At 33.9% G+C, this 21,598-nt stretch carries 15 protein-coding genes, 8 tRNA genes and 2 pseudogenes; 20 read left to right on the top strand and 5 right to left on the bottom strand.

The window, feature by feature from the left end:
• Positions 1-70 precede the first annotated feature (70 nt).
• From GMJ66_RS06700 to GMJ66_RS06665, 8 genes are all read left to right on the top strand, one after another.
• A tRNA-Phe gene (locus GMJ66_RS06700) sits at positions 71-146 on the top strand.
• 7 nt (positions 147-153) lie between these two features.
• A tRNA-Tyr gene (locus tag GMJ66_RS06695) sits at positions 154-238 on the top strand.
• A gap of 30 nt (positions 239-268) precedes the next feature.
• Positions 269-342 (top strand) — tRNA-Trp (locus tag GMJ66_RS06690).
• 6 nt (positions 343-348) lie between these two features.
• A tRNA-His gene (locus GMJ66_RS06685) sits at positions 349-424 on the top strand.
• A 15-nt stretch (positions 425-439) separates the two neighbouring features.
• Positions 440-514 (top strand) — tRNA-Gln (locus GMJ66_RS06680).
• Between the two features lie 3 nt (positions 515-517).
• A tRNA-Gly gene (locus GMJ66_RS06675) sits at positions 518-592 on the top strand.
• An 8-nt stretch (positions 593-600) separates the two neighbouring features.
• Positions 601-674, top strand: a tRNA-Cys gene (locus GMJ66_RS06670).
• Positions 675-685: 11 nt separating this feature from the next.
• Positions 686-767: transfer RNA gene (locus tag GMJ66_RS06665), tRNA-Leu, on the top strand.
• Positions 768-903: 136 nt separating this feature from the next.
• Here GMJ66_RS06665 and GMJ66_RS06660 read toward each other — a convergent pair.
• Together GMJ66_RS06660 and GMJ66_RS06655 are read right to left on the bottom strand one after the other, a co-directional pair.
• Positions 904-2,013, bottom strand: a complete 1,110-nt coding sequence (locus GMJ66_RS06660; RefSeq protein ID WP_156289549.1) for a tyrosine-type recombinase/integrase — start codon at positions 2,011-2,013, stop codon at positions 904-906.
• Between the two features lie 94 nt (positions 2,014-2,107).
• Complete coding sequence (locus tag GMJ66_RS06655) at positions 2,108-2,428, bottom strand: DUF771 domain-containing protein (RefSeq protein WP_156289548.1); 321 nt, start codon at positions 2,426-2,428, stop codon at positions 2,108-2,110.
• Between the two features lie 477 nt (positions 2,429-2,905).
• On the opposite strand from GMJ66_RS06655, the gene GMJ66_RS06650 reads away from it, so the two are divergent.
• The 4 genes from GMJ66_RS06650 to GMJ66_RS06635 all read left to right on the top strand — a co-directional run bounded on the left by GMJ66_RS06650 (position 2,906) and on the right by GMJ66_RS06635 (position 8,042).
• Positions 2,906-4,501, top strand: coding sequence for a hypothetical protein (locus tag GMJ66_RS06650; RefSeq protein WP_156289547.1), 1,596 nt, complete (start codon positions 2,906-2,908; stop codon positions 4,499-4,501).
• Positions 4,502-5,312: 811 nt separating this feature from the next.
• The gene (locus GMJ66_RS06645; protein WP_156289546.1) at positions 5,313-6,467 is read left to right on the top strand and encodes an Alp7A family actin-like protein; all 1,155 of its coding nucleotides are present in this window, start codon (positions 5,313-5,315) and stop codon (positions 6,465-6,467) included.
• Positions 6,468-6,487: 20 nt separating this feature from the next.
• Positions 6,488-6,832, top strand: a complete 345-nt coding sequence (locus GMJ66_RS06640; RefSeq protein WP_156289545.1) for a hypothetical protein — start codon at positions 6,488-6,490, stop codon at positions 6,830-6,832.
• Positions 6,833-7,064: 232 nt separating this feature from the next.
• Positions 7,065-8,042 carry a replication-relaxation family protein gene (locus GMJ66_RS06635; protein WP_156289544.1) on the top strand — a complete coding sequence of 326 codons (978 nt, stop codon included), beginning with the start codon at positions 7,065-7,067 and terminating at the stop codon, positions 8,040-8,042.
• A 294-nt stretch (positions 8,043-8,336) separates the two neighbouring features.
• On the opposite strand, the pseudogene GMJ66_RS06630 reads toward GMJ66_RS06635, so the two are convergent.
• Positions 8,337-8,574: pseudogene (locus tag GMJ66_RS06630) on the bottom strand (tyrosine-type recombinase/integrase); the annotation flags it as partial.
• 340 nt (positions 8,575-8,914) lie between these two features.
• Between GMJ66_RS06630 and GMJ66_RS06625 the strand changes: the two are divergent.
• The 3 genes from GMJ66_RS06625 (at position 8,915) to GMJ66_RS06615 (ending at position 11,110) form a co-directional block, all read left to right on the top strand.
• A complete protein-coding gene (locus GMJ66_RS06625) occupies positions 8,915-9,232 on the top strand; it encodes a TetR family transcriptional regulator C-terminal domain-containing protein (protein ID WP_197046623.1) in 318 nt (105 codons plus the stop codon).
• A complete protein-coding gene (locus GMJ66_RS06620) occupies positions 9,229-10,077 on the top strand; it encodes an AraC family transcriptional regulator (protein WP_156289542.1) in 849 nt (282 codons plus the stop codon). The genes GMJ66_RS06625 and GMJ66_RS06620 overlap by 4 nt, the downstream gene beginning before the upstream one ends.
• A gap of 61 nt (positions 10,078-10,138) precedes the next feature.
• Entirely contained in the window at positions 10,139-11,110 is a 972-nt protein-coding gene (locus GMJ66_RS06615) for a DMT family transporter (protein ID WP_156289541.1), read from the top strand.
• A gap of 428 nt (positions 11,111-11,538) precedes the next feature.
• Here the strand turns inward: GMJ66_RS06615 and GMJ66_RS06610 are convergent, their stop codons facing one another.
• Positions 11,539-11,901 carry a winged helix-turn-helix transcriptional regulator gene (locus tag GMJ66_RS06610; RefSeq protein ID WP_156289540.1) on the bottom strand — a complete coding sequence of 121 codons (363 nt, stop codon included), beginning with the start codon at positions 11,899-11,901 and terminating at the stop codon, positions 11,539-11,541.
• A gap of 380 nt (positions 11,902-12,281) precedes the next feature.
• On the opposite strand from GMJ66_RS06610, the gene GMJ66_RS06605 reads away from it, so the two are divergent.
• From GMJ66_RS06605 to GMJ66_RS06585, 5 genes and pseudogenes are all read left to right on the top strand, one after another.
• Positions 12,282-13,397, top strand: a complete 1,116-nt coding sequence (locus tag GMJ66_RS06605) for an S-(hydroxymethyl)glutathione dehydrogenase/class III alcohol dehydrogenase (protein ID WP_156289539.1) — start codon at positions 12,282-12,284, stop codon at positions 13,395-13,397.
• A gap of 4 nt (positions 13,398-13,401) precedes the next feature.
• Positions 13,402-14,235 carry an S-formylglutathione hydrolase gene (gene fghA / locus GMJ66_RS06600; RefSeq protein WP_156289538.1) on the top strand — a complete coding sequence of 278 codons (834 nt, stop codon included), beginning with the start codon at positions 13,402-13,404 and terminating at the stop codon, positions 14,233-14,235.
• Between the two features lie 134 nt (positions 14,236-14,369).
• Positions 14,370-16,697, top strand: a pseudogene (gene gshAB / locus GMJ66_RS06595) (bifunctional glutamate--cysteine ligase GshA/glutathione synthetase GshB).
• A gap of 91 nt (positions 16,698-16,788) precedes the next feature.
• Positions 16,789-17,139: a thioredoxin domain-containing protein gene (locus tag GMJ66_RS06590; protein ID WP_156289537.1), complete on the top strand. Its 351-nt coding sequence runs from the start codon at positions 16,789-16,791 to the stop codon at positions 17,137-17,139.
• 304 nt (positions 17,140-17,443) lie between these two features.
• Positions 17,444-18,370: an NADP-dependent oxidoreductase gene (locus tag GMJ66_RS06585; protein ID WP_156289536.1), complete on the top strand. Its 927-nt coding sequence runs from the start codon at positions 17,444-17,446 to the stop codon at positions 18,368-18,370.
• A gap of 928 nt (positions 18,371-19,298) precedes the next feature.
• Here GMJ66_RS06585 and GMJ66_RS06580 read toward each other — a convergent pair.
• On the bottom strand, positions 19,299-21,002 hold the full coding sequence (locus GMJ66_RS06580; protein ID WP_156289535.1) for an ATP-dependent DNA helicase: 1,704 nt from the start codon (positions 21,000-21,002) through the stop codon (positions 19,299-19,301).
• Between the last annotated feature and the right edge of the window lie 596 nt (positions 21,003-21,598).

Raw genomic sequence — 21,598 nt, 5'->3', positions numbered from 1 at the left:
CAGGAGGTCGCGGGTTCGAGTCCCGTCCGGACCGCCACTATAACTTAATAGATTTTTATTTTCCCATTAAGGCTCGGTAGCTCAGTCGGTAGAGCAACGGACTGAAAATCCGTGTGTCGGCGGTTCGATTCCGTCCCGAGCCACCATTTATTTGGAGGGGTAGCGAAGTGGCTAAACGCGGCGGACTGTAAATCCGCTCCCTCTGGGTTCGGCAGTTCGAATCTGCCCCCCTCCACCATTTGATTTTATGTTATAATTATATATAAATAGGGGTATAGTTTAACGGTAGAACTACGGTCTCCAAAACCGTCAATGTGGGTTCGATTCCTACTACCCCTGCCAGATATGGCGGCCGTGGCGAAGGGGTTAACGCACCGGATTGTGGCTCCGGCATTCGAGGGTTCGATTCCCTCCGGTCGCCCCATTCTAAACCTATCATTGGGCCATAGCCAAGCGGTAAGGCATCGGGTTTTGATCCCGTGTACCCCAGGTTCGAATCCTGGTGGCCCAGCCATTCGCGGAAGTAGTTCAGTGGTAGAACACCACCTTGCCAAGGTGGGGGTCGCGGGTTCGAATCCCGTCTTCCGCTCCATGATTAACGGCGGTATAGCCAAGTGGTAAGGCAGAGGTCTGCAAAACCTTTATCACCGGTTCGAATCCGGTTACCGCCTCCATAATTTCATATGCCGGTGTGGCGGAATTGGCAGACGCGCACGACTCAAAATCGTGTTCCGTAAGGAGTGTCGGTTCGACCCCGACCACCGGTATTTTCAGTATTTTTTTAGCTAATTTAAAAAATGAAAGTTTACGTTAAAACGTTGATATATCAATGTTTTAACGTTTTTTTATATTTTTGTGTTTACGGTAGAAAACGATAGAAATTTAAGTGATTTTACACATTTTTTACACAAGCATTTCTTTAAATGTATTAATTGTTTCTCGTTCATCTTCAAGTCTTAATTCCTTGATAACATGGGAATAATTCTTATATGTTGTATCTATATCAGCATGACCTAGACGTTCGCTAACATAATAAATGGAAACTTTTTTATACAAAAGAATACTGGCATGTGTATGACGTAAACCATGAAACGTTATCGGATCAATATTCAAATTTATTAGAGTTTTTCTAAGAAGTTTGTTTACATTTGTGTTACTGATTACTTTATATTTTGACCCTGGACTATAAAAAACTAGTTGATGAATATTATTAGGTAGTGTTTTAAATAATTGTTTGAACTCATTCATCGTTTCCTCATCAATTTTAATTGTTCTTATTGACTGTTCGTTTTTAGTAGGGCCAAATCCTTCTGGAGATCGTTTCATATATCCCCAAGTCTTATTAACGGATATCGTGTTCTTACTAAAATCAAAATCTTTTCTTGTTAGCCCGACTAATTCTGCAAATCTCAGGCCGGATGTTAATCCTAATAATATTAAATAATACCCGAGTCCGTTCTTTAATTGATTATATAATTCATTTAATAATAATTGACTATCTGAATAGCTTAAATGTTTTTCGTCTGATTTTTTTGCAGGATTGTTCCACGTTAACACTGTTTTTCTTGTGAAATCGTGATGAATTATTTGTTCTTCAATTGCATCTTGTACACATCCTCTAATGTGTGTGTTTACTTTTTCAATCGTTTCTTTTGCTCTTGATGAACCAAATTCGTTTATGAATTGCTGATAATCATGTCGAGTAATTTCTTGTAAAGGTTTGTTACCAAAGTACTCTTTGATCGCCTTTAAAGTGTAATGATAGTGTAACTTAGTTGTTGGACTAATATTAGTTTTGTATAAGTTTACCCATTTCTGAAAGTATTCATCTATAGGAGCAGGGGTGAGATGTGGTAATAACCCCTTATTTAGCTGTGCTTCAATTTCAGCTGCAGCTATTTTAGCTTCTTTTTTTGTGCGAAATCCTCCTTTTCTTATAGGAGTCGATTTTCCATTTACCATTCTACTTATTGTAAACTGATATGTGTTTCCTCTTTTTTGAATACTAGCCACTTTTTATCACCTACCACAGAAGAGTTTAGGTGGTCGGTTAGGTCCACCTAAGCTTAATATGACTATTGTAAGAATGCAAATTTTTACTTGGATATTACTTAGTGAATATTTCGTTGAATTGTTCATCTAAGAACTTTGACATTTTAGTTGCTAAAAAGGACCAACTTTGTCCTTGTTTCTTTGGATAATAGACAAAACCACCATTTTCAACATCAAGCTTCTTTCTAAATTTACTTGGATAAAGAATGTTTTCTTTAATCCATTCACTCTTACGATTTATTTTATTTTCTAGATCTTTCATAGACCAATATACTCCTTGTAACTCTTGTTGCATTAATTGTTGAAGCTCAACTTTTGAAATAATAACTGAATCGGGTGGTACTGGAATGTCTAAATTAACGGATAATTTTTGCATGATAACTCCCCCTTTTTGTTATAAAAACGAAAAAAAGCACCAAGTATTAATACAAAGCAAATAATGCTTCGTAATTAACACCTGGTGCTTCCAGATATTTTAAATATTTAATTTTCATTCAAAATCTAATTTTAATATAATATAAAAAATATTTTTTTGCAACTATAAATAAAATATTTAAATTGAATACTTTATTTATTCTTTTATTGAAATTTGATTTTTATGATGATATTATTTTAATTAACAATTTTAGTAATTGTAGTTTTAAATTATCTTTCATTTAAAAAAAATTTGCAGATTGCTTACTAAAAATAGTTTTAACAGTCGATTTTATAAATAATTAATATAAAATATTTTAATTGAATAATTTGATCGTGGGGAAGCACCTCTCGTGATTTTTGAAAAAAGGGCAGTTTTATGTCTAATTTCAAAATAGCGAGAGGTGCTTTTTTTATTATATAAAAGTAGGTGTGTAGGATGATTCTTAACAATGATTTAGCGAAACAAGGGAAAAAGACAGAAGGTGTTATGATTACAGATGAATTTCAAAAAGCCCTATTTAATATTGAGCAACACTTTCATAAAAAAGAAAAATTTAATGTCACCAAAACAAAATCAGGCAAAGACAGATTCTATAAGTTACATCATGTTACACATGCTGATTTACAATCCATGACGATCCTTTTTAAAGTATGTAACTCGATAAAAGCGAATATTTTAAATGTCAAAAAGCATACTATTTATAAACGCTTAGTTAATTATTTTGAAGAGCCTATTTCTGCATCGGAATTCTATGCTTCTTTAGAAAAATTTAAAAAGCTAGGATTGATTGACTGGACGTACCAAAAAGACTCTAAATTATATAATTTCTACTTAAACCATTATATTAATCCTGAAAATAATAAACCATATCGTTTTGTTATTGTACATCCTATTGTTTTCTCTAAGGTGTTTAACGGTCTGAAAATATCATCTAAAAAGCTATTTTATGTTATTTTAATGCAACAAGGCGGTATGAATAAAATTATCAAGCGTTCTATATCAAAAGAACATAATGATATCCGTATGGGTGGTTTGAAACAATTCTTACATAAACCCGATACTGCCTTAATTAGAAAATCTTTATCTGAACTCACTGAACCATTAAAGGATGAAGTGAATAACAAAAAATACGATCCATTATTCCAACGGGCAGAACTAATAAAAAAAACGCGGGATGGTAAAGAAATCCAACGATATAAAGAAGCAGTCTTTTCTATACATCCAAGTTATTTGATTACTTATCAACCAGGTAAAACAGAATACCATGATACAATTAAACCGGTAGAAGTATATTCCAAACAGCGGTATTATTTACAAAATTTATTAGAAGAATATGGTTTGAAAGAGCTAATTACCATTAACAATGGACTCGATTTTGATCAAATGGTTCGTTTTTTAAAAGATTTCGGTAATAAAGTGATGCGCCATGTCGTTCAACGTATAAAAAATTTTGTTGAGGACCATCAACGATTCCCACGCCATATGCTGGAGTTTCTCAAGCAAGAAACTCGATTTAAGCAAGAGGCGGACTATTTGCATATTACATACACAACCAATGTTTACCCTTACATTGCACCTTACTTAAAAGGTGAAGAACGTCATCGACGTGAATTTGATTTCGTATCATTTGCATCCCGATATAGCCAAAAATCTATCAAACAAGCTTGTGAAAAAGCACTACCTCGTCTAAAGTTTCTGTATTCAAGAGATGTTTATGAGGTACTGTCCAAAAATGATTACTATATCAGTCCTCTCTTGTCTCAACTAAAAGGAATAGAGGTTGTGAGAAACTTGGCATACAAACGTAAGGTAGATTGGTATGCCTATCAACGTCTTGAGGAATACATAGAAAAGCAATTGAATGATCAAATCGTCTTTGATCAAGAAGATGAGAAAAGAATCATAAATTTATTACTGGAGGAGATTGAAAAATTACCCGTTGTTGAAATCGTTCCTGATGTGCCAGAGGATTTTAAATTAGAGCATTTTCTCATAAAGCTCAAATTGCTCAAAACAAACCCCCTTCTTTAAAATTTTATTGGAGTAGGGGTATTTGTTTTTGAGGTTGTATATATCTATTGCATGTTACAATTCAAAAAAATATTTTATGCATCCGTACCTTCAAAAAGGAACGGTTTTTTTATGTATTTTAAATTCCTATAATTCCAAAAAGAAATTTGTGAACAATGTTAATAATTAGGATAAATCATATATTTTGTGAATAAACAAGACTAATCTAAATCATTTAATGTGTTAAAACCTTTTTGTGGATAAATGATTTTGGATTTATAGGGTTATAATTTCGTTTTATTTTAGATTAATTGGACTTTCTTGACTTTTATTTTGGTTTTATATATACTTTGTAGCTGCAAACTGTTGATGGACAAGTGATTACAATTCGTGTAATAGGTTTTATTAATATAAAAGATTTATCTTTTATATAATAGTTGTTTTCACTTTAGGGAAAATTAACGAATTAATACTTTCATTTGAAATTTTTTATCACCTTCTGTAAATTAAAGTAAAAAACTTAGGATTAAACTATTGACTAATTAATAACTTTGTATAATAATTATAGTCACAATAATTATTAGAAAATTTTTCAGGAGATTTCTACCTAAAATAATTTCAAAAAAATAATCGATGAAGCGGAAGCACCGTTTCATATTTAAGAGAAGCTTAGGCTTGTCTTTTATATGAACGGTGCTTTTTTGTTTGCAAATTTTATTTAAGGTATTAAGGGCTGTCTAAAAATAACCCATCCAAATTTTGCAAACACCAGAGTTATGATTGAAGATTATTTTAAGGTGAAAATACTATCATTCGAATGGAGGAATTAAAAATGAGGTTATCACGATGGGTATCAGACTTTGGGAATTCAATTAATCAACATATGATTGATGGAAACTATTTTGAAATGCCTTCATCAGTCTATGAGATTGAGGAGAAAGAAGTTGAAGGTTTATTTGTGGAAGCAGTAGACCAAGAAAATTTATTACAACAGCTTGTAATTAAAACAAAAGTAAGTGGAGTAGACCGTTATTTCAAAATCGGGGAAAAAGCAAAAATAGACATACTAGGGAATTCTCATATGGATAAATTGCATGATAAAACGGAATCTATTACGGTTTGGGTTACTTGGTTAGCTAGTCTCGCTTTTTACCATGCTTACAAATATCCTGAAAAAGATCATGACCAAATTGAAGTTCAGTATTTCTTAACTATGCTACCAACTTGGTTAGTTAAAAAGGCTGAGAGATTTTCGCAAATGTTACATAAAATGGCCAGTCGATTTGAAGGGCATGCACAAGTTGAATTATTAACACCGGGCTATAAACGTACATTAGATATTAATGTGTTGAAAGCCGCATGTCGAATTGAAGGGGAAACAGCAAGATTTGCCTTAAAATACGATCTTGAGCTCAATGAACTAGAATCATCTAACAAATTGAAAAATTTAATTGTTGTAATAGATGATATAGGTGGTCAAACTCAAGATTTATCAGTATTAAAAGAAGGTTTAAAAAGACCTTCAAGTCCAGATGACTTTGCTAGCTTTACGGATCAGAGTTACCTTAAGAAGCTTGAAAATTTAAGAACTACCAAACTGATGACCCACTTTCATGATGTGCGAACGTTAGAAATGTTTATTTTAGAACATATCAGCAATCGCAAATTTATTTACGTGGATTCAACGACGCAAGAAACAGTTGATTTTACTGATCTGATAGAAAAAACATTAAAAGAGATAGCTAAAATCGCCATTCAAAAAGCGTTAACTACTTTTGAATTTTCTTACGGGGAGCAGGTGTATTTTGTTCATATTGGAGGTGTTGCAGATATCCTTCAAACTTATATGGAAGAATCACTTATAGAAACTCTGGGGGAAGAAGTAGCATATAAGTTTCATTTCTTTCCTGCCGACTCTCGTAAGTTAAATATATACGGTGGAGAAATCGTTGCTAAGCATGAAACGAGTCAGATAGAAACACTATAAGAGATGTTAGGTGATGACTTATGAAAAGGGAACAATTTAATTTTAGGACGTCATTACTCTCTGATGAAGCTTATGAATTGATTGTACAGTTATCTAAATCTAAACAGCTCTCAGCTCAAATTGCAATGTGGGCTGAGGAACATATAAAACAGAACCAAAAGAGCCAATCCACTCTTGACCTAGTGTTAGATGAAATTAAAGGGTTGAAAAAATGGATTCAACATAACTCAGAGGTGACCATCAGAGAGGATGTAAACCTTCCTTTTAAAGAAAGTCAGTTAGAGTCAAAGGAACCTTTACAACAATTATCTTCTCACAAATCGATGCGTGAACTTGACCAAAATGATTTAGATTATGATTACTAGTTTTTGAGAATCAAAACATTACTGTTTTTATGTGGTCTTGTACATCAGCTATGTATGGAAATTATACATGGTTACTATACATAGCTGTCATACATAGGTTGTGTATAAGAGGGAAATTACTAGAAATCCTATCAATACAAGATCTAATCCATTAACTATGTATGGTTTATAAGATGTGAGAAAATACTTGAATTTACACTACTTAAAGTCTTTTAATAGAGAGGGGAATTAAATGCGAGTTTGGAGAAATTTAAATATTACCGATATCGAACACCGTATGTTAAAAAATATTTATAATTTGCGGGGGGCGACGAACAATCATCTTCGACAAATCGAATGTGGACACCTGACTTCTGAAAAGGATGGTCAACTGTCTAATATATCGCGTGCTACCGTGAGTTTAAGGAAAATGAAGCTTATAAAAACAGTCTCTTGTTACCCAGTTAGTAAAGAATTTTTACATTATTTAACTGATAAAGGCGTTCAATATATTCATGATCACCTTACAATTGATTCATCTAATCCAAAAGCAGGTTTTGATAATATTCATGGTTCCTTTACTCCAAGCCTATTAAAACCTACTCTTGGTCACCTAGAACATCATATGATGTATGTTGATTTTGCAATAGCCTATGAACAAAGTGACAATATGTTTATTCGTCATAGTTTATACTGCGTTAAGGAATTTAAATATGTTCATAATATAAGCCAAGAAAGAGCAGTTCATAAGAAGGGGAAGCTTAAACCAGATGGTGAGTTACAGATAAACAAGATCCTAGCTGCTGTTGAAATAGACACTGGGTCATCTAGAAAGCATGTTCTGGTCGATAAATTCAAACGTTACCGTACCTTTTTCGATTATTGCAGAAAAAATAACCGAAGCATACCATACGCAGCTATATTCTTTGTTACAAAAAGGCAAGATAAAATACCACTAGAGAAGGACGAACGTTGGCAAACGATCGTCCAGGCAGCTGTAGAGGGACTTTCTAACTACTGTTGGGAGATTCAAATAATTGGAGTTAATAAGGAGAAAGTTATTGATATCCTTAAAGAAGGAAAACTAGATATCCCTTTACCACCAAAAGAAGATCAAAGTTTAAATAAGATAAGACAAAAAAATAAGCAAGAAACCATACAATCTAAAGAAACAACAGGGCATTCTATTAAATATAATGAGTATGGTGAATTGGAATTATTTGATAATTAAACATCTAAAACTATTTAAAATGGTAGGTTATGCTAGGATACTTGATACTTTATCAATTAATGCTAGGGTAACCTACCATTTGGCAATATAATAGGTAAAATTTAGATAAATAAATCGATTTTTGAGGAAAATCATAATGGTAATTATGATTGACCTGAGTTTGTGACAATTAACTATAGGCTTCGCAGTGTGGAATAAGGAAAGTCGTCATTTCCTTAATACGTAGTAGACAATTACTACGCAACAAACAATTTCAAACTAGTATAGATTAAACTATATTTTTTGTGATTTAATTTAAAAGTATTTTCTATAAAATTCTTGTCTTAACTTCCCATTCAACTGAGCATAGATACGAGTAGCTTCACTCTTTTCATGCCCAAGCAAACTTTGTATGACATCAAGAGGAGCTCCATTATTTTAGTAAATGCGTTGCATAGCTGTGTCTCAACTGATGTGGATGTATGGTTTTATCAATACCAGCTCTTTTGGAAATTCTTTTAATGACATACCTCATCTGGGCAATACTCATTTGATGTGGAGCTCAATCATGTTTCTATAAGTAGGGGGCAAACTGTTTAGCTGAAGGGATCAAAGCCCACGGCAGTTACGTTTTACCCCTGGCTACTGTTATAATAAGACCATAAAAATGGTCAAACGGGAATTTTTTTCTTATCTGGCTGACCTTATAATAAGAAAGGGGCAGTATCGTTATTAAGTAGGAAACTATCAAGTAAATATAAACTATCATTTTGACAGTAAAGAAGAAGTGCTACTTATTCATGTATTAGACGAATGGGAAAAGGAATGGAACAGTGGGAAAACAAAAAAACAATATTCCAGTACAATAGATCAACTACACGGAATTAAAATATGTGGGTATCTATGATCACAATTATCCTCTGACAAATGTGGGTGATGAATTTTTCAGTTATAAAAAGTCTAATACTTTAGTTCAAAATCAGCTTTATAAAACAATTAACACCAGAATGGCCTATAGTCAAAAACAATTATCGGTAGGTATCCAAACAGGTGTATTTAACATGAATGAAAAAAATGATCTTTACTCAAAAACTATCGATACTTTTTTATACGGCATTGCTTCGACTGATCAATTAATTAAAGTATTCTTCAAAAAAACAGTTAATTTACGAAATGAAATTTTGCAGAGGAAAGGAGGCATTTTATTTTGAATCTTAACACGCAAACAGAAAAAGTTATTTTTTGGAAAAGTAAACACTTAGAATCGATGGATTGTTTGCATGCTACCTATGTTCACCATGCCTTCTCAAAACATGCTCACAGTGAATTTGCTATCGGTGTTATCGAAGACGGTGTGGAGGGATTTCACTATAAAGGGGAAACACAATTTGGAATGAAAAATAATTTAGTGATTATTAATCCCGAAGAAGTTCACACTGGATATGCAGCTAAAACCGATGGTTATACTTACCGTATGATTTACCCTGAAAAACAATTAATTGAAAAACTGTTAGGGATAGAAAATCAAACAGATAAAAGTCAATTATTTTTCAAACAGGTAATTATTACAAATCGAGAAATCGTACACCTATTTTTAGATTTACATTATGCATTAGAATATTCCTATTCCGAACTAGAGCAAAAAGAGAAGTTTTTCCTGTTTTTCAATGTATTATTACAAAGGTTCGCTGAAAAATCATTAAGACATGTTAAGGGATATACTTTACCACAACAGAGAATTCAACTAGTGAAGGATTACATACACGAATATTATTACGAAAATATTACCTTATCTAACCTTTCCGAGCTAATAGGTTTAAGCGAATATCAATTTGCTCGAACATTTACCAAACAATGTGGCATATCTCCTCATGTTTACCTCAACAAAATTCGAATAGAGAATGCTAAAAAATTATTAGAAAAAGGCAGTAACATTTCGGAAATAGCAATAGATGTAGGTTTTGTGGATCAAAGTCATTTCTCAAGGCGATTTAAAAAAGCACTTGGAGTCACGCCTAGACAATATATATTAGCAAGCAAGAATATACAATACTAATTAACTTTCTCCCACTATAATAAAATCACATCATTCATTTTGGGGGGGGAGGTAAACAAAAATGAGCGATAACCGTTTATCCTTTCTGGGTATAATATTTGGAATGATTGCAGGGGCAGCTTGGGGATTAGCATTTCTTATTCCGAATATACTTTCCACTTTTTCAGCATTGGAAATTACTTTGGGGCGCTACTTTATGTATGGCTTATCTTCTCTTCTTATATTCATGATATACAAAAAAAATCCATTACATATTCCATCAAGAGTATGGTCCAGAGCACTGCTTTATGCTTTTACTGGAAATATCGGTTTCTTCTTTTTTTTAGTATTAGGAATCAAGTATGCAGGAGCTACCATTACCACGTTAATTATTGGAACTCTACCTATAGTTATCAGTTTTGTTGGGAATCTACTGAATAAAGAATTTCCTTTTAAAATTTTACTGATTCCTGCTTGTTCGATATTAATAGGTATCTTTCTATTGTATAGCAGTGGGCAAGGAGATGTTAGTAGCATAACTGTATCAAAAAGTAGTCTTTTGTTTGGATTCCTATTTTGTTTCATTGCTCTTGCCTTGTGGACATGGTATGGAATATCAAATGCTAATTTTCTCAAAAAAGAATCTGAGGTTTCTCCAAGTCTTTTTTCCACAATCGTTGGTGTCCAAACGCTAACATTAGTTATATTCGTTCTGCTTATTAGTAGGCTAACAAATCAACAAGTAATGAGTAACCTTTTAGTTCAGGATTACTTTATACATTATTTGATTGGGATTATTGTTTTGGGGATTATTAGTTCGTGGGTGGCAACATGGGCATGGAATCAAGCTTCTATTCGATTAACTGTCTCCATGGCTGGTATGATGATTGTTTTTGAGACAATGTTTGGGTTACTTTATTCATTTGTCTATCATGCAACTTTCCCTTCAATTTTGGAATGGGTAAGTATCTTCTTTATTCTTCAAGGTGTAACATTTGGTATATGGAGAATCAGTATGTATAGAATATCTGAACATAAGCGATTAGTAAGCTAAGCCCTTGGATAGCGAGAAAGTGAACTTATGAAATTCACGCAAACTTCTCATAAAACCCTGCTCTTAACCTCTAATCGGGCCGTATTATGGAATAACACTCAATAAGGAAAGTGATTTATGGCAAGAGTAGACTTAAACGAAAATGGGAAGAGAAAGATTTGAGTAAAAATGTATAAAAGCCACGAAGCGCATTAGTTTAATAGTGCTTCGTGGCTTTTTAGATGTTTCCAACCCATCATTTAAGAATCTTTTCCCCATTTGTGTGTATAGCGCATAATAAGAAATTTGAGTATTATCATTCGATTCCTTCCGTTACCCTAGCATTTTGTATCGATTTTCAAGGATATGGATTGCTTGTAGCCTGTGTATATCCTCCTGCATATTTACGATTATTTACTAGTTATAAATAATCAAAATCGACTTAAATTTTATTCAACTGATTTTTTATCAGTATTTTCATCCAAAAATGCTCTAAAATGATCTCCCCAATCACAAATGGAAGTGACAACAGGTTCTAGTTGAAGACCAATTTCGCTAAGTTGATACTCCACCTTAGGAGGGACAACTGGGTATACCACTCGGGTAATAATTTGATCCTCTTCTAATTCCCTTAATTGTCTAATTAACATACGTTGATTGACATCCGGAAGGTATTTTTGTATTTCGCTTAATCGTAATGGGGATTGTTGGAGCAAACACCAGATAATGGCTATTTTCCAACGCCCCCCTATTACGGACAGAGCTAAATCTTTGCTAGTAAAAAAGGACTTTTCTTTATAATGAATGACCATCTTTTCCTTGCCTTTCTATTATATATTTGTTTATAGTGACAAAAATGTCAGTATTTCCTACTGAATTATATTATGGAATGATGAAAAAGTAAAGCGACTGTTTTATTTAAATCGGGAGAATCCCTTTGTTGATTTTTTGTTGTAGTGACAAAAACGTCAGTATTGTCTAATGAAATTGAATGTGTAATGATGAAAAAGTAAAGTAGAAGCCAAAAGAAAGGCGGGATTCATTTAAAGAGGAAAGCGACTATTGCATTTAAACCGAGAGAATCACTTTTGACATTTTGAGTGTAGTGACAAAAATGTCAGTATTGTCACTGTGTTTGTAGTGTGTAATTATATAAAAGTAAATGAGAAAACAAAAGAAAGAAGGGATTCAATTGAAAAGTAGAGCTGCTGTTGCATTTAAACCAGGAGAACCACTTCAAATTGTGGAAATAGATGTTGAAGAACCAAAAGCAAAAGAGGTTTTAGTGAAAATTCTCTATACTTCAGTCTGTCATACAGATGCATTTACATTATCTGGTGATGATCCGGAAGGCGTATTTCCTGCTGTACTAGGCCATGAAGGTGCTGGGGTAGTCGTTGCTGTAGGAGATGAAGTAACTTCGGTAAAACCAGGGGATCATGTTATTCCACTATACACGGCTGAATGTGGAGAATGTAAATTCTGTCGTTCTGGTAAAACAAACTTATGTAGTGCCGTACGGGAAACGCAAGGGAAAGGTTTAATGCCTGATGGAACTACTCGTTTCTCTTATAATGGAGAGCCGATTTATCATTACATGGGAACAAGTACATTTAGTGAATATACAGTCGTTCCTGAAATCTCTTTAGCAAAAATTGACAAAGAAGCGCCACTTGATAAAGTTGGTCTATTTGGATGCGGTGTGACTACAGGTATTGGCGCTGTACACAACACAGCAAAAGTGGAAGAAGGAGCTGTGACAGCCGTATTTGGTTTAGGAGCCATTGGATTAGCCGCTATTCAAGGATTGGTTCAAGCAAAAGCTAGTCGAATTATTGCTATAGACTTAAATGAGGATAAGTTTGAATTAGCTAAAAAAATGGGCGCAACTGATTTTCTAAATCCAGCTAAATTTGATAAACCAATCCAAGAAGTCGTTGTTGAAATGACCGATGGAGGAGTAGATTATAGCTTCGAGTGTATTGGAAATGTTGAAGTAATGAGGTCTGCTCTTGAATGTTGTCATAAAGGTTGGGGTGAAAGTACGATTATCGGTGTAGCGGGCGCAGGCAAAGAGATTCATACTCGTCCATTCCAATTAGTAACGGGTCGAGTATGGCGTGGTTCTGCCTTTGGCGGCGTGAAAGGAAGAACACAGCTTCCAGGAATGGTTGAAGATTATATGAATGGTGAAATCGATATCGATTCGTTTATCACACACCAATTAAATTTTACAGACATCAATAAGGCATTTGATTTGCTTCATAAGGGTGAGTCAATCCGTACGATGTTAACATATGAGGAGTGAGAAAGTGAGCCTTAAACTTATTGAAAAACGTCGCTCTTTCGGCGGAGAACAAATTAAATATACCCATTATTCAGAAGCTTTACAGTGTGAGATGACATTTAGTATTTACTTACCATCAAATAAAGAAAAGAAAAAAATTCCTCTTATTTGGTGGCTGTCTGGTTTAACTTGTACAGATGATAATTTTAGTCAAAAAAGTGGATTTCAGCAATTGGCTGAAAAATATCAAGTAGCAGTCATGATTCCAGACACTTCGCCACGTGGAGAAGATGTGCCTGACGATGACGGATGGGATCTTGGAAAAGGTGCAGGTTTTTATGTAAATGCAACACAAGATCCGTGGGCAAAGAACTACAATATGTACACGTATATAGTGGAAGAGTTAGCAGCTATTGCGTCAACTTTGGTACCTCATTTTTCAGGAGAAGAGAGTATTATGGGACACTCAATGGGAGGTCATGGTGCCTTAGTGATTGGCATGAAAAATGCGGCAAGATTCAAAGCGATTTCTGCCTTTTCCCCTATTTTAAGTCCAAGTCAAGTCCCATGGGGAATAAAAGCTTTTTCCTCTTATTTAGGTGATGATCAACCGTCTTGGAGGGAATGGGATGCTTCAGAATTGGTCAAAGAATCCGGAATGCCGCCTATTCTCATTACGCAAGGTACTGAAGATGATTTTTATCCAGAACAATTAGATGAAACTTATTTTTTAAAGAATGCTCAGGAAAATAATCAAGTAGTACATTATGAGAAAAAGGAAGGTTACGACCATAGCTATTTCTTTATAGCTACATTCTTAGAGGACCATTTCTCTTTCCATATGAAGTATTTAAGATAATTTAATTATTTTTGGAAACATGGAATGAAAAATAAAAATATCCACATTTCAGCTAAATGTGGATATTTTTATACCCATTAGTACTAAAAACGGGAAAATATTCGGTAAATGGTTATTTTGGGGGGAGAACAACTATGGATTTTAAAAAAATGTTAGCCAATGACCGTGTGAAAACATACTTATTAAAAGCCCGTTATGGGATTGAAAAAGAAAGTCATCGAATTGATTTTTCGGGAAATTTAGCTAAAACAGATCATCCTAAGAGCATTAAATTAAAAGATGATCATCCATATATTCAACGAGATTTTTCTGAAACACAAATGGAATTAATCACACCTGTTTCGGATACATTAGAGGGCCTGTTTAATTACTTAGCAGCGATCCATGACGTTACTTATCGTTCGATGGATGAAAATGAAATGCTATGGCCATTGAGCATGCCACCACAGTTACCAGAAAAAGAAGAAGACATTGCGATTGCAAAATTGAAAAATGTTAGAGATTTTCGATATCGTCAAAATTTATCGCAATCTTATGGCCGTCGCAAACAAATGGTTAGCGGAATTCATTTCAACTTTGAATTCGGTGAAGAGTTGATCCAAGTGTTATTTAGCTTACAATCGGAGATAAAAGATTACCAACAGTTTAAAGCTGAGATTTATTTAAAGGTAACAAGAAATTATTTACACAATCGATGGTTAATAACTTATTTTTATGGGGCTTCTCCTATTAGTGAAAAGAATTTTTTTGAATATCATTCTTTGAATGGAGCCGTAAGAAGCATTAGAGGCAGTAAATACGGTTATGTCAATTCTGATGAGGTTAAAGTGTCGTATAGTAGTATCCAGAACTATCTATCAGATCTTTCTTTGATGGTTAAAAGAGGGCTTCTATCAGAAGAAAAGGAATTTTATGCACCTGTTCGATTAAGAGGTGGGCATCATTTTTCAGATTTAGAAGATCACGGTGTTCAGTATATTGAATTGCGCAATATAGATTAAAATCCTTTTGAAACATATGGAATTAGTTATGAACAAGCAGAATTCCTCCATCTTTTCTTACTTTATTTACTATGGAAAGATGAAGGAGATCATTGTGATGAATGGGGAAGAATGGGTGATTTTTACAATGAGATAGTGGCTCTTGAGCATCCGTTAGCGCACACACAATTTGAAATAGAAGCTAAGAAGATGATTGATGAGATGGAACATTTTGTAGAAATCTTAGATGTAACTGTTTCTGGTACGTTATTTGTTCATCTGAGAGAAATGCTAATGAATCCAAGCAAGACTTTAGCTGGTAGACTTTATATAGAAAGTGAAAAAAGCAGTCAAAGTCAAGTGGCTACGTCAATTGCTAATCAAAATTATAAAAAGTCATGGGATAAGCCATATCAATTAGCAGGTTTTACGGATATGGAGTTGTCCACTCAGATTTTAATGTTTGATGCAATTCAACAAGGAATCCAAGTAGAAATTTTGGATCGACAAGATCAATTTTTGAAGCTGAAATTAAAAGATCATGTTGAATATGTGAAGAATGGGAATATGACAAGTAAAGACAATTATGTCTCAACTTTAATTATGGAAAATAAAACAGTAACAAAGAAAATTCTTCACCAACATGGATTTCGAGTACCTAAGGGTGAGGAGTTTCAAACAATCAATCAAGCTTTACGATCCTATCATTTATTTTCCACTAGACCTTTTGTTGTGAAGCCGAAAACAACAAACTATGGATTAGGAATATCGATCTTCAAAGAAGGCGCAAATTACGAGGATTATCAAAAGGCACTCAAGCTAGCATTTAAAGAAGATTCATCTTTATTAATAGAAGAATTTATTAATGGAACGGAATATCGATTTTTTGTGTTAAATGATAACGTTTATGCTGTTTTATTACGAATTCCTGCGAATGTTAAAGGTGACGGTAAACATACCATCCAAGAGTTAGTAGATCAAAAGAATCGTGACCCGTTAAGAGGAAGAGACCATCGAACACCTTTAGAAAGCATCCAATTAGGTGAATTAGAGAACCTCATGCTTAAAGGTCAAGGATATGGAATCGATTCGATCCCACAAGAGGGTGAAATCATCTATCTACGTGAAAACTCCAATATTAGTACAGGTGGAGATTCGATTGATGTGACCGAACAAATTCCTGATAATTATAAAAAAATAGCAGTGGATGCGGTATCTGCACTCGGGGTGAAAATTTGTGGCATTGATTTGATTATTGGAAATACAGAGGTTCCTGCAGATCATGAAAACGCTTATGGAATTATTGAAGCGAACTTTAATCCATCCATGTATATGCATGTTTATCCATATAAAGGAGAATCTCGACGATTAACAATGCATATCATCCATTATTTATTCCCCGAACTATTACAAAGTCAGGAATCAAAGTCAGTCGAACAAGTACGACTAGTAAACAGCGGGTTTACAACGGTAAGCTGTTGAATTACGATAAAGTGATTTATCTTCATTCAGCAGAGGTTACCTCGCCCTTAGTAGGGGCATGGTCAAAATAATATTGAGAGGAGATTGAGTAATGATTGCCACTTATGAAGAAAATGTAGTTAGTTTTGATAAAATTGATTCCGCAAAAGCACAGCAACTGGTAAAAGGTAACGGTGAAGCCATTATCTATATTGGCAAGGCTGTATGTCCTTATTGTCAAATATTCGTCGGAAAATTAAAAAAGGTCGCTGAAGAAACGGACACTCACATCTATTATGTAAATAGTGTGGAAAAATCTGATATGGAAGGCATTACGGCTCTCCGTGATGAATACGACATTCCAACGGTTCCTGGTTTCATCTATACAAATGGTGACACAGTAAACGTGAAATGCGATTCATCCATGCCAGAAGAAGAAATCAAATCTTTTATGAATAAATAATTCAATTAGTTCCAAAGCGACAAGTGTCTGACAAATTCTACTTGGAACATTTATAACTAAGGTATATATTGATTTAAAAATCTAATAAGATAAATCGTGTTATTCAATTAAAGGGTGCAATCCCAAAAGAAGGAGAAGCACCTTTTGTTGAATTTATATAATAGGGGGCAGAAGATTTGAATTATCGGTGGTGGCACCGAAGAATTAATGTAAATAAAAATGCGCATGGAGTCGGAAAATTTGAAGTGTTTTATATTACATCTTGCTATTAATATAAGACCTAAAGTAGAAAGGGTGTATTTAAATGAAAGCTATTGTTGTTAAAGAAGCTGGTAATATAGAAGATTTTGTAGAAAAAGAAGTAGACAAACCAAAAGTGAATGCAGATGAAGTGTTGATTGAAGTCCATGCTGTTTCCATTAACCCGGTAGATAGTGCAATACGTAAAGGGAGAATGCCATTTAAATTAAAGTCTCCTATGATTTTAGGTACGGATATTTCTGGGGTTGTTTCTGGAGTTGGTGAGAATGTTTCAGATTTCTCAATAGGTGATGAAGTATTTACTTCATATAAGGTAAATCGTGGAGGTGGTCTAGCAGAGTTTGTATCTATTCCTGAAAAATATGTAATAAAAAAGCCGGAAAAGGTTACTTTCGAAGAAGCTTCAGCCCTAGGTATTGCCGCACTTACTGCATATCAACTGGTAAATAAAGAATCCTATCAAGTACAAGAAGGGGAAACTGTCTTTGTGCAAGGTGGTTCTGGTGGAGTAGGAACATACACCGTGCAGTTTGCAAAACAGAAGGGAGCACATGTTATTGCTACAACTAGCAGAAATGAAGAACTTCTTGAATCACTTGGAGTAGACCAAGTGGTTAATTATAAAGAAGAAGATGTACCAAAAGCCTATGCAAATAAAGCAGATATGTTGATTGATACAGTAGGTCAAGGTACGGAAACATTACCTGTTGTAGTTGAAGGCGGTAGAGCATTAACTCCAGCTACTCCTATTGCAGAGGACAAGACTGCAGAAAGAAATATCACTATTGATCGAATTGTCTATACAATAAATACAGACCAACTAAAGAAATTCATCGAACAAGTAGAGCGTGGCGATTTGAAAGTTGTCATTGATGAAGTCTTCCCATTTACCGAAGAAGGTGTACAGAAAGCTTATCAATTAAGTGAATCAGGGCATGCAGCCGGGAAAATTGTGATAAAAGTAAAATAAGAAGAGATTGAAGATAAGGTAAAATAGTTTGTGTAGATTGTTTGGGACGAAAAGAGATAAGGTATTCCAAAGATTTTAGTTGGTATGGCATCTAGCACCCAACCAACTTTATGGAATACCTTATCAAAATTTACACATAAATCTTGACGGAATCCATTAAAACCACGCTATCAAAATTAACCTAAATCAATTTGTTAATTTAAAAATAATGTCATCCTACATAAAAATAAGCAAGAATTTATTTAAGATATGGTTGTAATTACATCTGTATCAGATTACTTTTAGCGGATATTACTTCGACATTTAACGGTAATAGCAAATTAATTGGTTTTGGATACGATGACATAACGGTTAAAGGGACCCTAAAAAAAGGAATTCTCTTTTGTTGTTTAATAGCAGTCTAGCACCAAAATCATCTGGGGGAAAGTTACTTTCATCAAACAAAAAGAGTTAGGATAATTTAAAAGGAATCACGATGCAGCAGATTGTGAAAGAAATTACTTAACTATCGGGTGCTTATTTTGAATAAGAACAGCTAATAAACAACGTCTTTTGCTTCGCAGTACAAGGATACTGAACAATACTGTTGAAAAATCACGGAGACCGATCACGTTTATTAAGTGATTGTATCTTCTCATTTGACTTATTACTACGCAGCAAATGATTTCATTTTAGTCCAAATTTGTGAAATAAAGTACTTAAAGTAACGAGTATAGTGTAAGAAACCAATCTTGATAAAACAAAAGGTAAAGCCAAATTCTCACTTAAGGAATTTGGCTTTCATATATATCCTGTTAAAATACCCATTTTCAGTTTCATTAATTTAATTTAAACAAGTTCAACAAAGGCTTCTAACGATGGGGCCAACCATGTTTTCTATTCTATAATCAACATTAAACTTTTAATAGAGAATCTATTTGCAAAGTAGTCACTCACTAATGAAATGACTATGATAAATTTCCTTCGTAAACTTTTGAACTTCTCCGAAATCTTCTGTTACTTTTCGAATAGGTACAGATTCAAGTACAGGTATACGATACGATTTATTGGCTTTTTTGCTCAATCGGCTATCTAAAATGCTAGCAATTCCTTTATCTGTTTCCTTACGGATAAGTCTTCCAAGTCCTTGTCTAAGTTTGATTATCATTTCAGGAATCATAACTTTATCAAAGCCATCTGGTCCGAATAATGACATCTTATAATTTAGAATTGGATCTGGAACAGGGAAAGGAAGTTTAAATATAATCAGATTGCTTAAGGATGGGCCTGGGATGTCTATCCCTTCCCAATATGTTCCGGTAGACAATAGGATAGAGTACTCGTCTTCCAGGAAAGCAGTCTTCGTTTTATTTTGTGAGCTGCCATCTTGCTGCACAAAAATTCTCCAAGGTAATCGTTCGTCTACTAATCTCTCATAGACAAAATTCATATCTTCTTTGGAAGTAAAAAGAATCATCGACCTTCCTTCAGTTAATTGAATTAGCGATAGAATTTCTTGAATGGCTTTCTCCCTAAAAGTTTCATAATTGTGACGAATGGGTTGTGGTAAGTGACTTGGTATATATAATAAAGAATGTGCATCATAATCAAAAGGAGATTTAAGTGGATCTGCAAGTTCAAGTTGCCTGTAGGATAAGAAATCTAATCCAGTTGAACTTACTAAATAGTCATACCTATCGTAATTAGTCTCCCCTTTTGTGGAAATAGTTGCAGAAGTAAGAATAGTATTAGGTTTATCTCCTTCAAAGAAATAACTCGCGATTTCTTCACTTACGTTCTGTGGTACTGAGTTAATCGAAATATTTCTAGCACTTAATTCTCCTATTTGTTCAATCCAAATAATATGTTGTTCATTTTGCTTTAATACCTCTATGAAAGTAAGGAATTCTTCAATTGCAATTGTACTTTCCTCAAGTTCCTCACTAGCAGTATCTAGTAATTGAGCAGAGATATTGTAGTCGTTTAACTCTTTTGTAAGGGTGATTAAATTGCTTATTTCTTCAGAATTAATTTCATATCGATTCGTTTCTGAACCAGCTTTTCTGTGATTACTTTGCTGAGACAGGCACTGCTTTAATAGTTCCTGAAAGAACGTATTAAGTTCGGTTTGTATTTTTTGCTTTTGCTTTCGAGTTTCTTGGTACGTAGGAGAACGTTTTAAAAAACGGTCTAACACATTCAAGTGATAGGTTAGTTTATTTTTTTTCCAACTTTCTGTTAGGGAAGAGCGTGCTTTTTCTTCTAAATTATGTGCTTCATCAATTACAATAATGTGTGTATCATCTGAGAACAATGGTCTACGATCTTGCATTTTTAATTTTTCATTTGCAATTAATTGGTCGTGATTCGTAACAATAACGGAATTCCCTTGCGAGATGCTTTTCCTTAAATCGATAAAATCGCACACTTCATAGAACGCGCATTCTCTGTACTTGCATTTCTTTACATTGACTTTATCCCAATTCTTATCTAGTTCAGGAAAGCTTTCAGCTAGTTCTGAGCGGTCTCCCGTAAGACCTTCTAAATCATTCACCCAACTAGGTGGATTACTATTGTAATGATTATGCAACCTTTCCAGACAAAGAAAATGCGTTCGACCTTTAGCAAGGACAGGTTGAACAAAGTAGTTCATTAACCGGCTTACCTGATAGATATCTTTTATTAATTGTTCTTGTAAGGAAATAGTGCCAGTGGAAAGGACAATGGAAAATTTAAATCCGTGCCGTGCTTCTTTTTGTAAGTGAAGTAGAGGAACTAAATACCCAAAGGATTTACCAGTACCGACACCAGCTTCTATAACAAGAGACTGGTTTTCTCGCTTTTTTAATGTATGTAATATTTTTTGTGCATAGGTAAGTTGTGGTTCTCGGATAGAATATCCTTGTTTAGGTAAAGTTTGCTTGAAGAATTTGGTTACGACATCAAATTCAATATTGTCAAAGTCTTCTTTAGTAAAGTACAGTTTGACCCCTCCTGTTTTTTGTGTTCAGAACGAATGTTCTTTTTTATTATATCATAAACACTATTATAAATTTAAGGATGATAGTAGAAAAAATAATATTTCCTGAGGGGATTCATTAGACGAAGGTTTATAAAAGATTCCTTCACAAGACCAATAAGGTAAAAATAAGTATTATAAATAAATAAGTCAATTATCGTTAAATTAATATGAAGTCGTTTAATTAAGAATGTTTAAGTAATCCGAAGAAATACAGTCCAGGTGCACGA

The sequence above is a fragment of the Oceanobacillus salinisoli genome, assembly GCF_009733865.1.
GTDB lineage: Bacteria > Bacillota > Bacilli > Bacillales > Amphibacillaceae > Oceanobacillus > Oceanobacillus salinisoli.
Note: the sequence above shows the minus strand (reverse complement) of the source record. Positions and strands in the feature narration are given on the sequence as shown.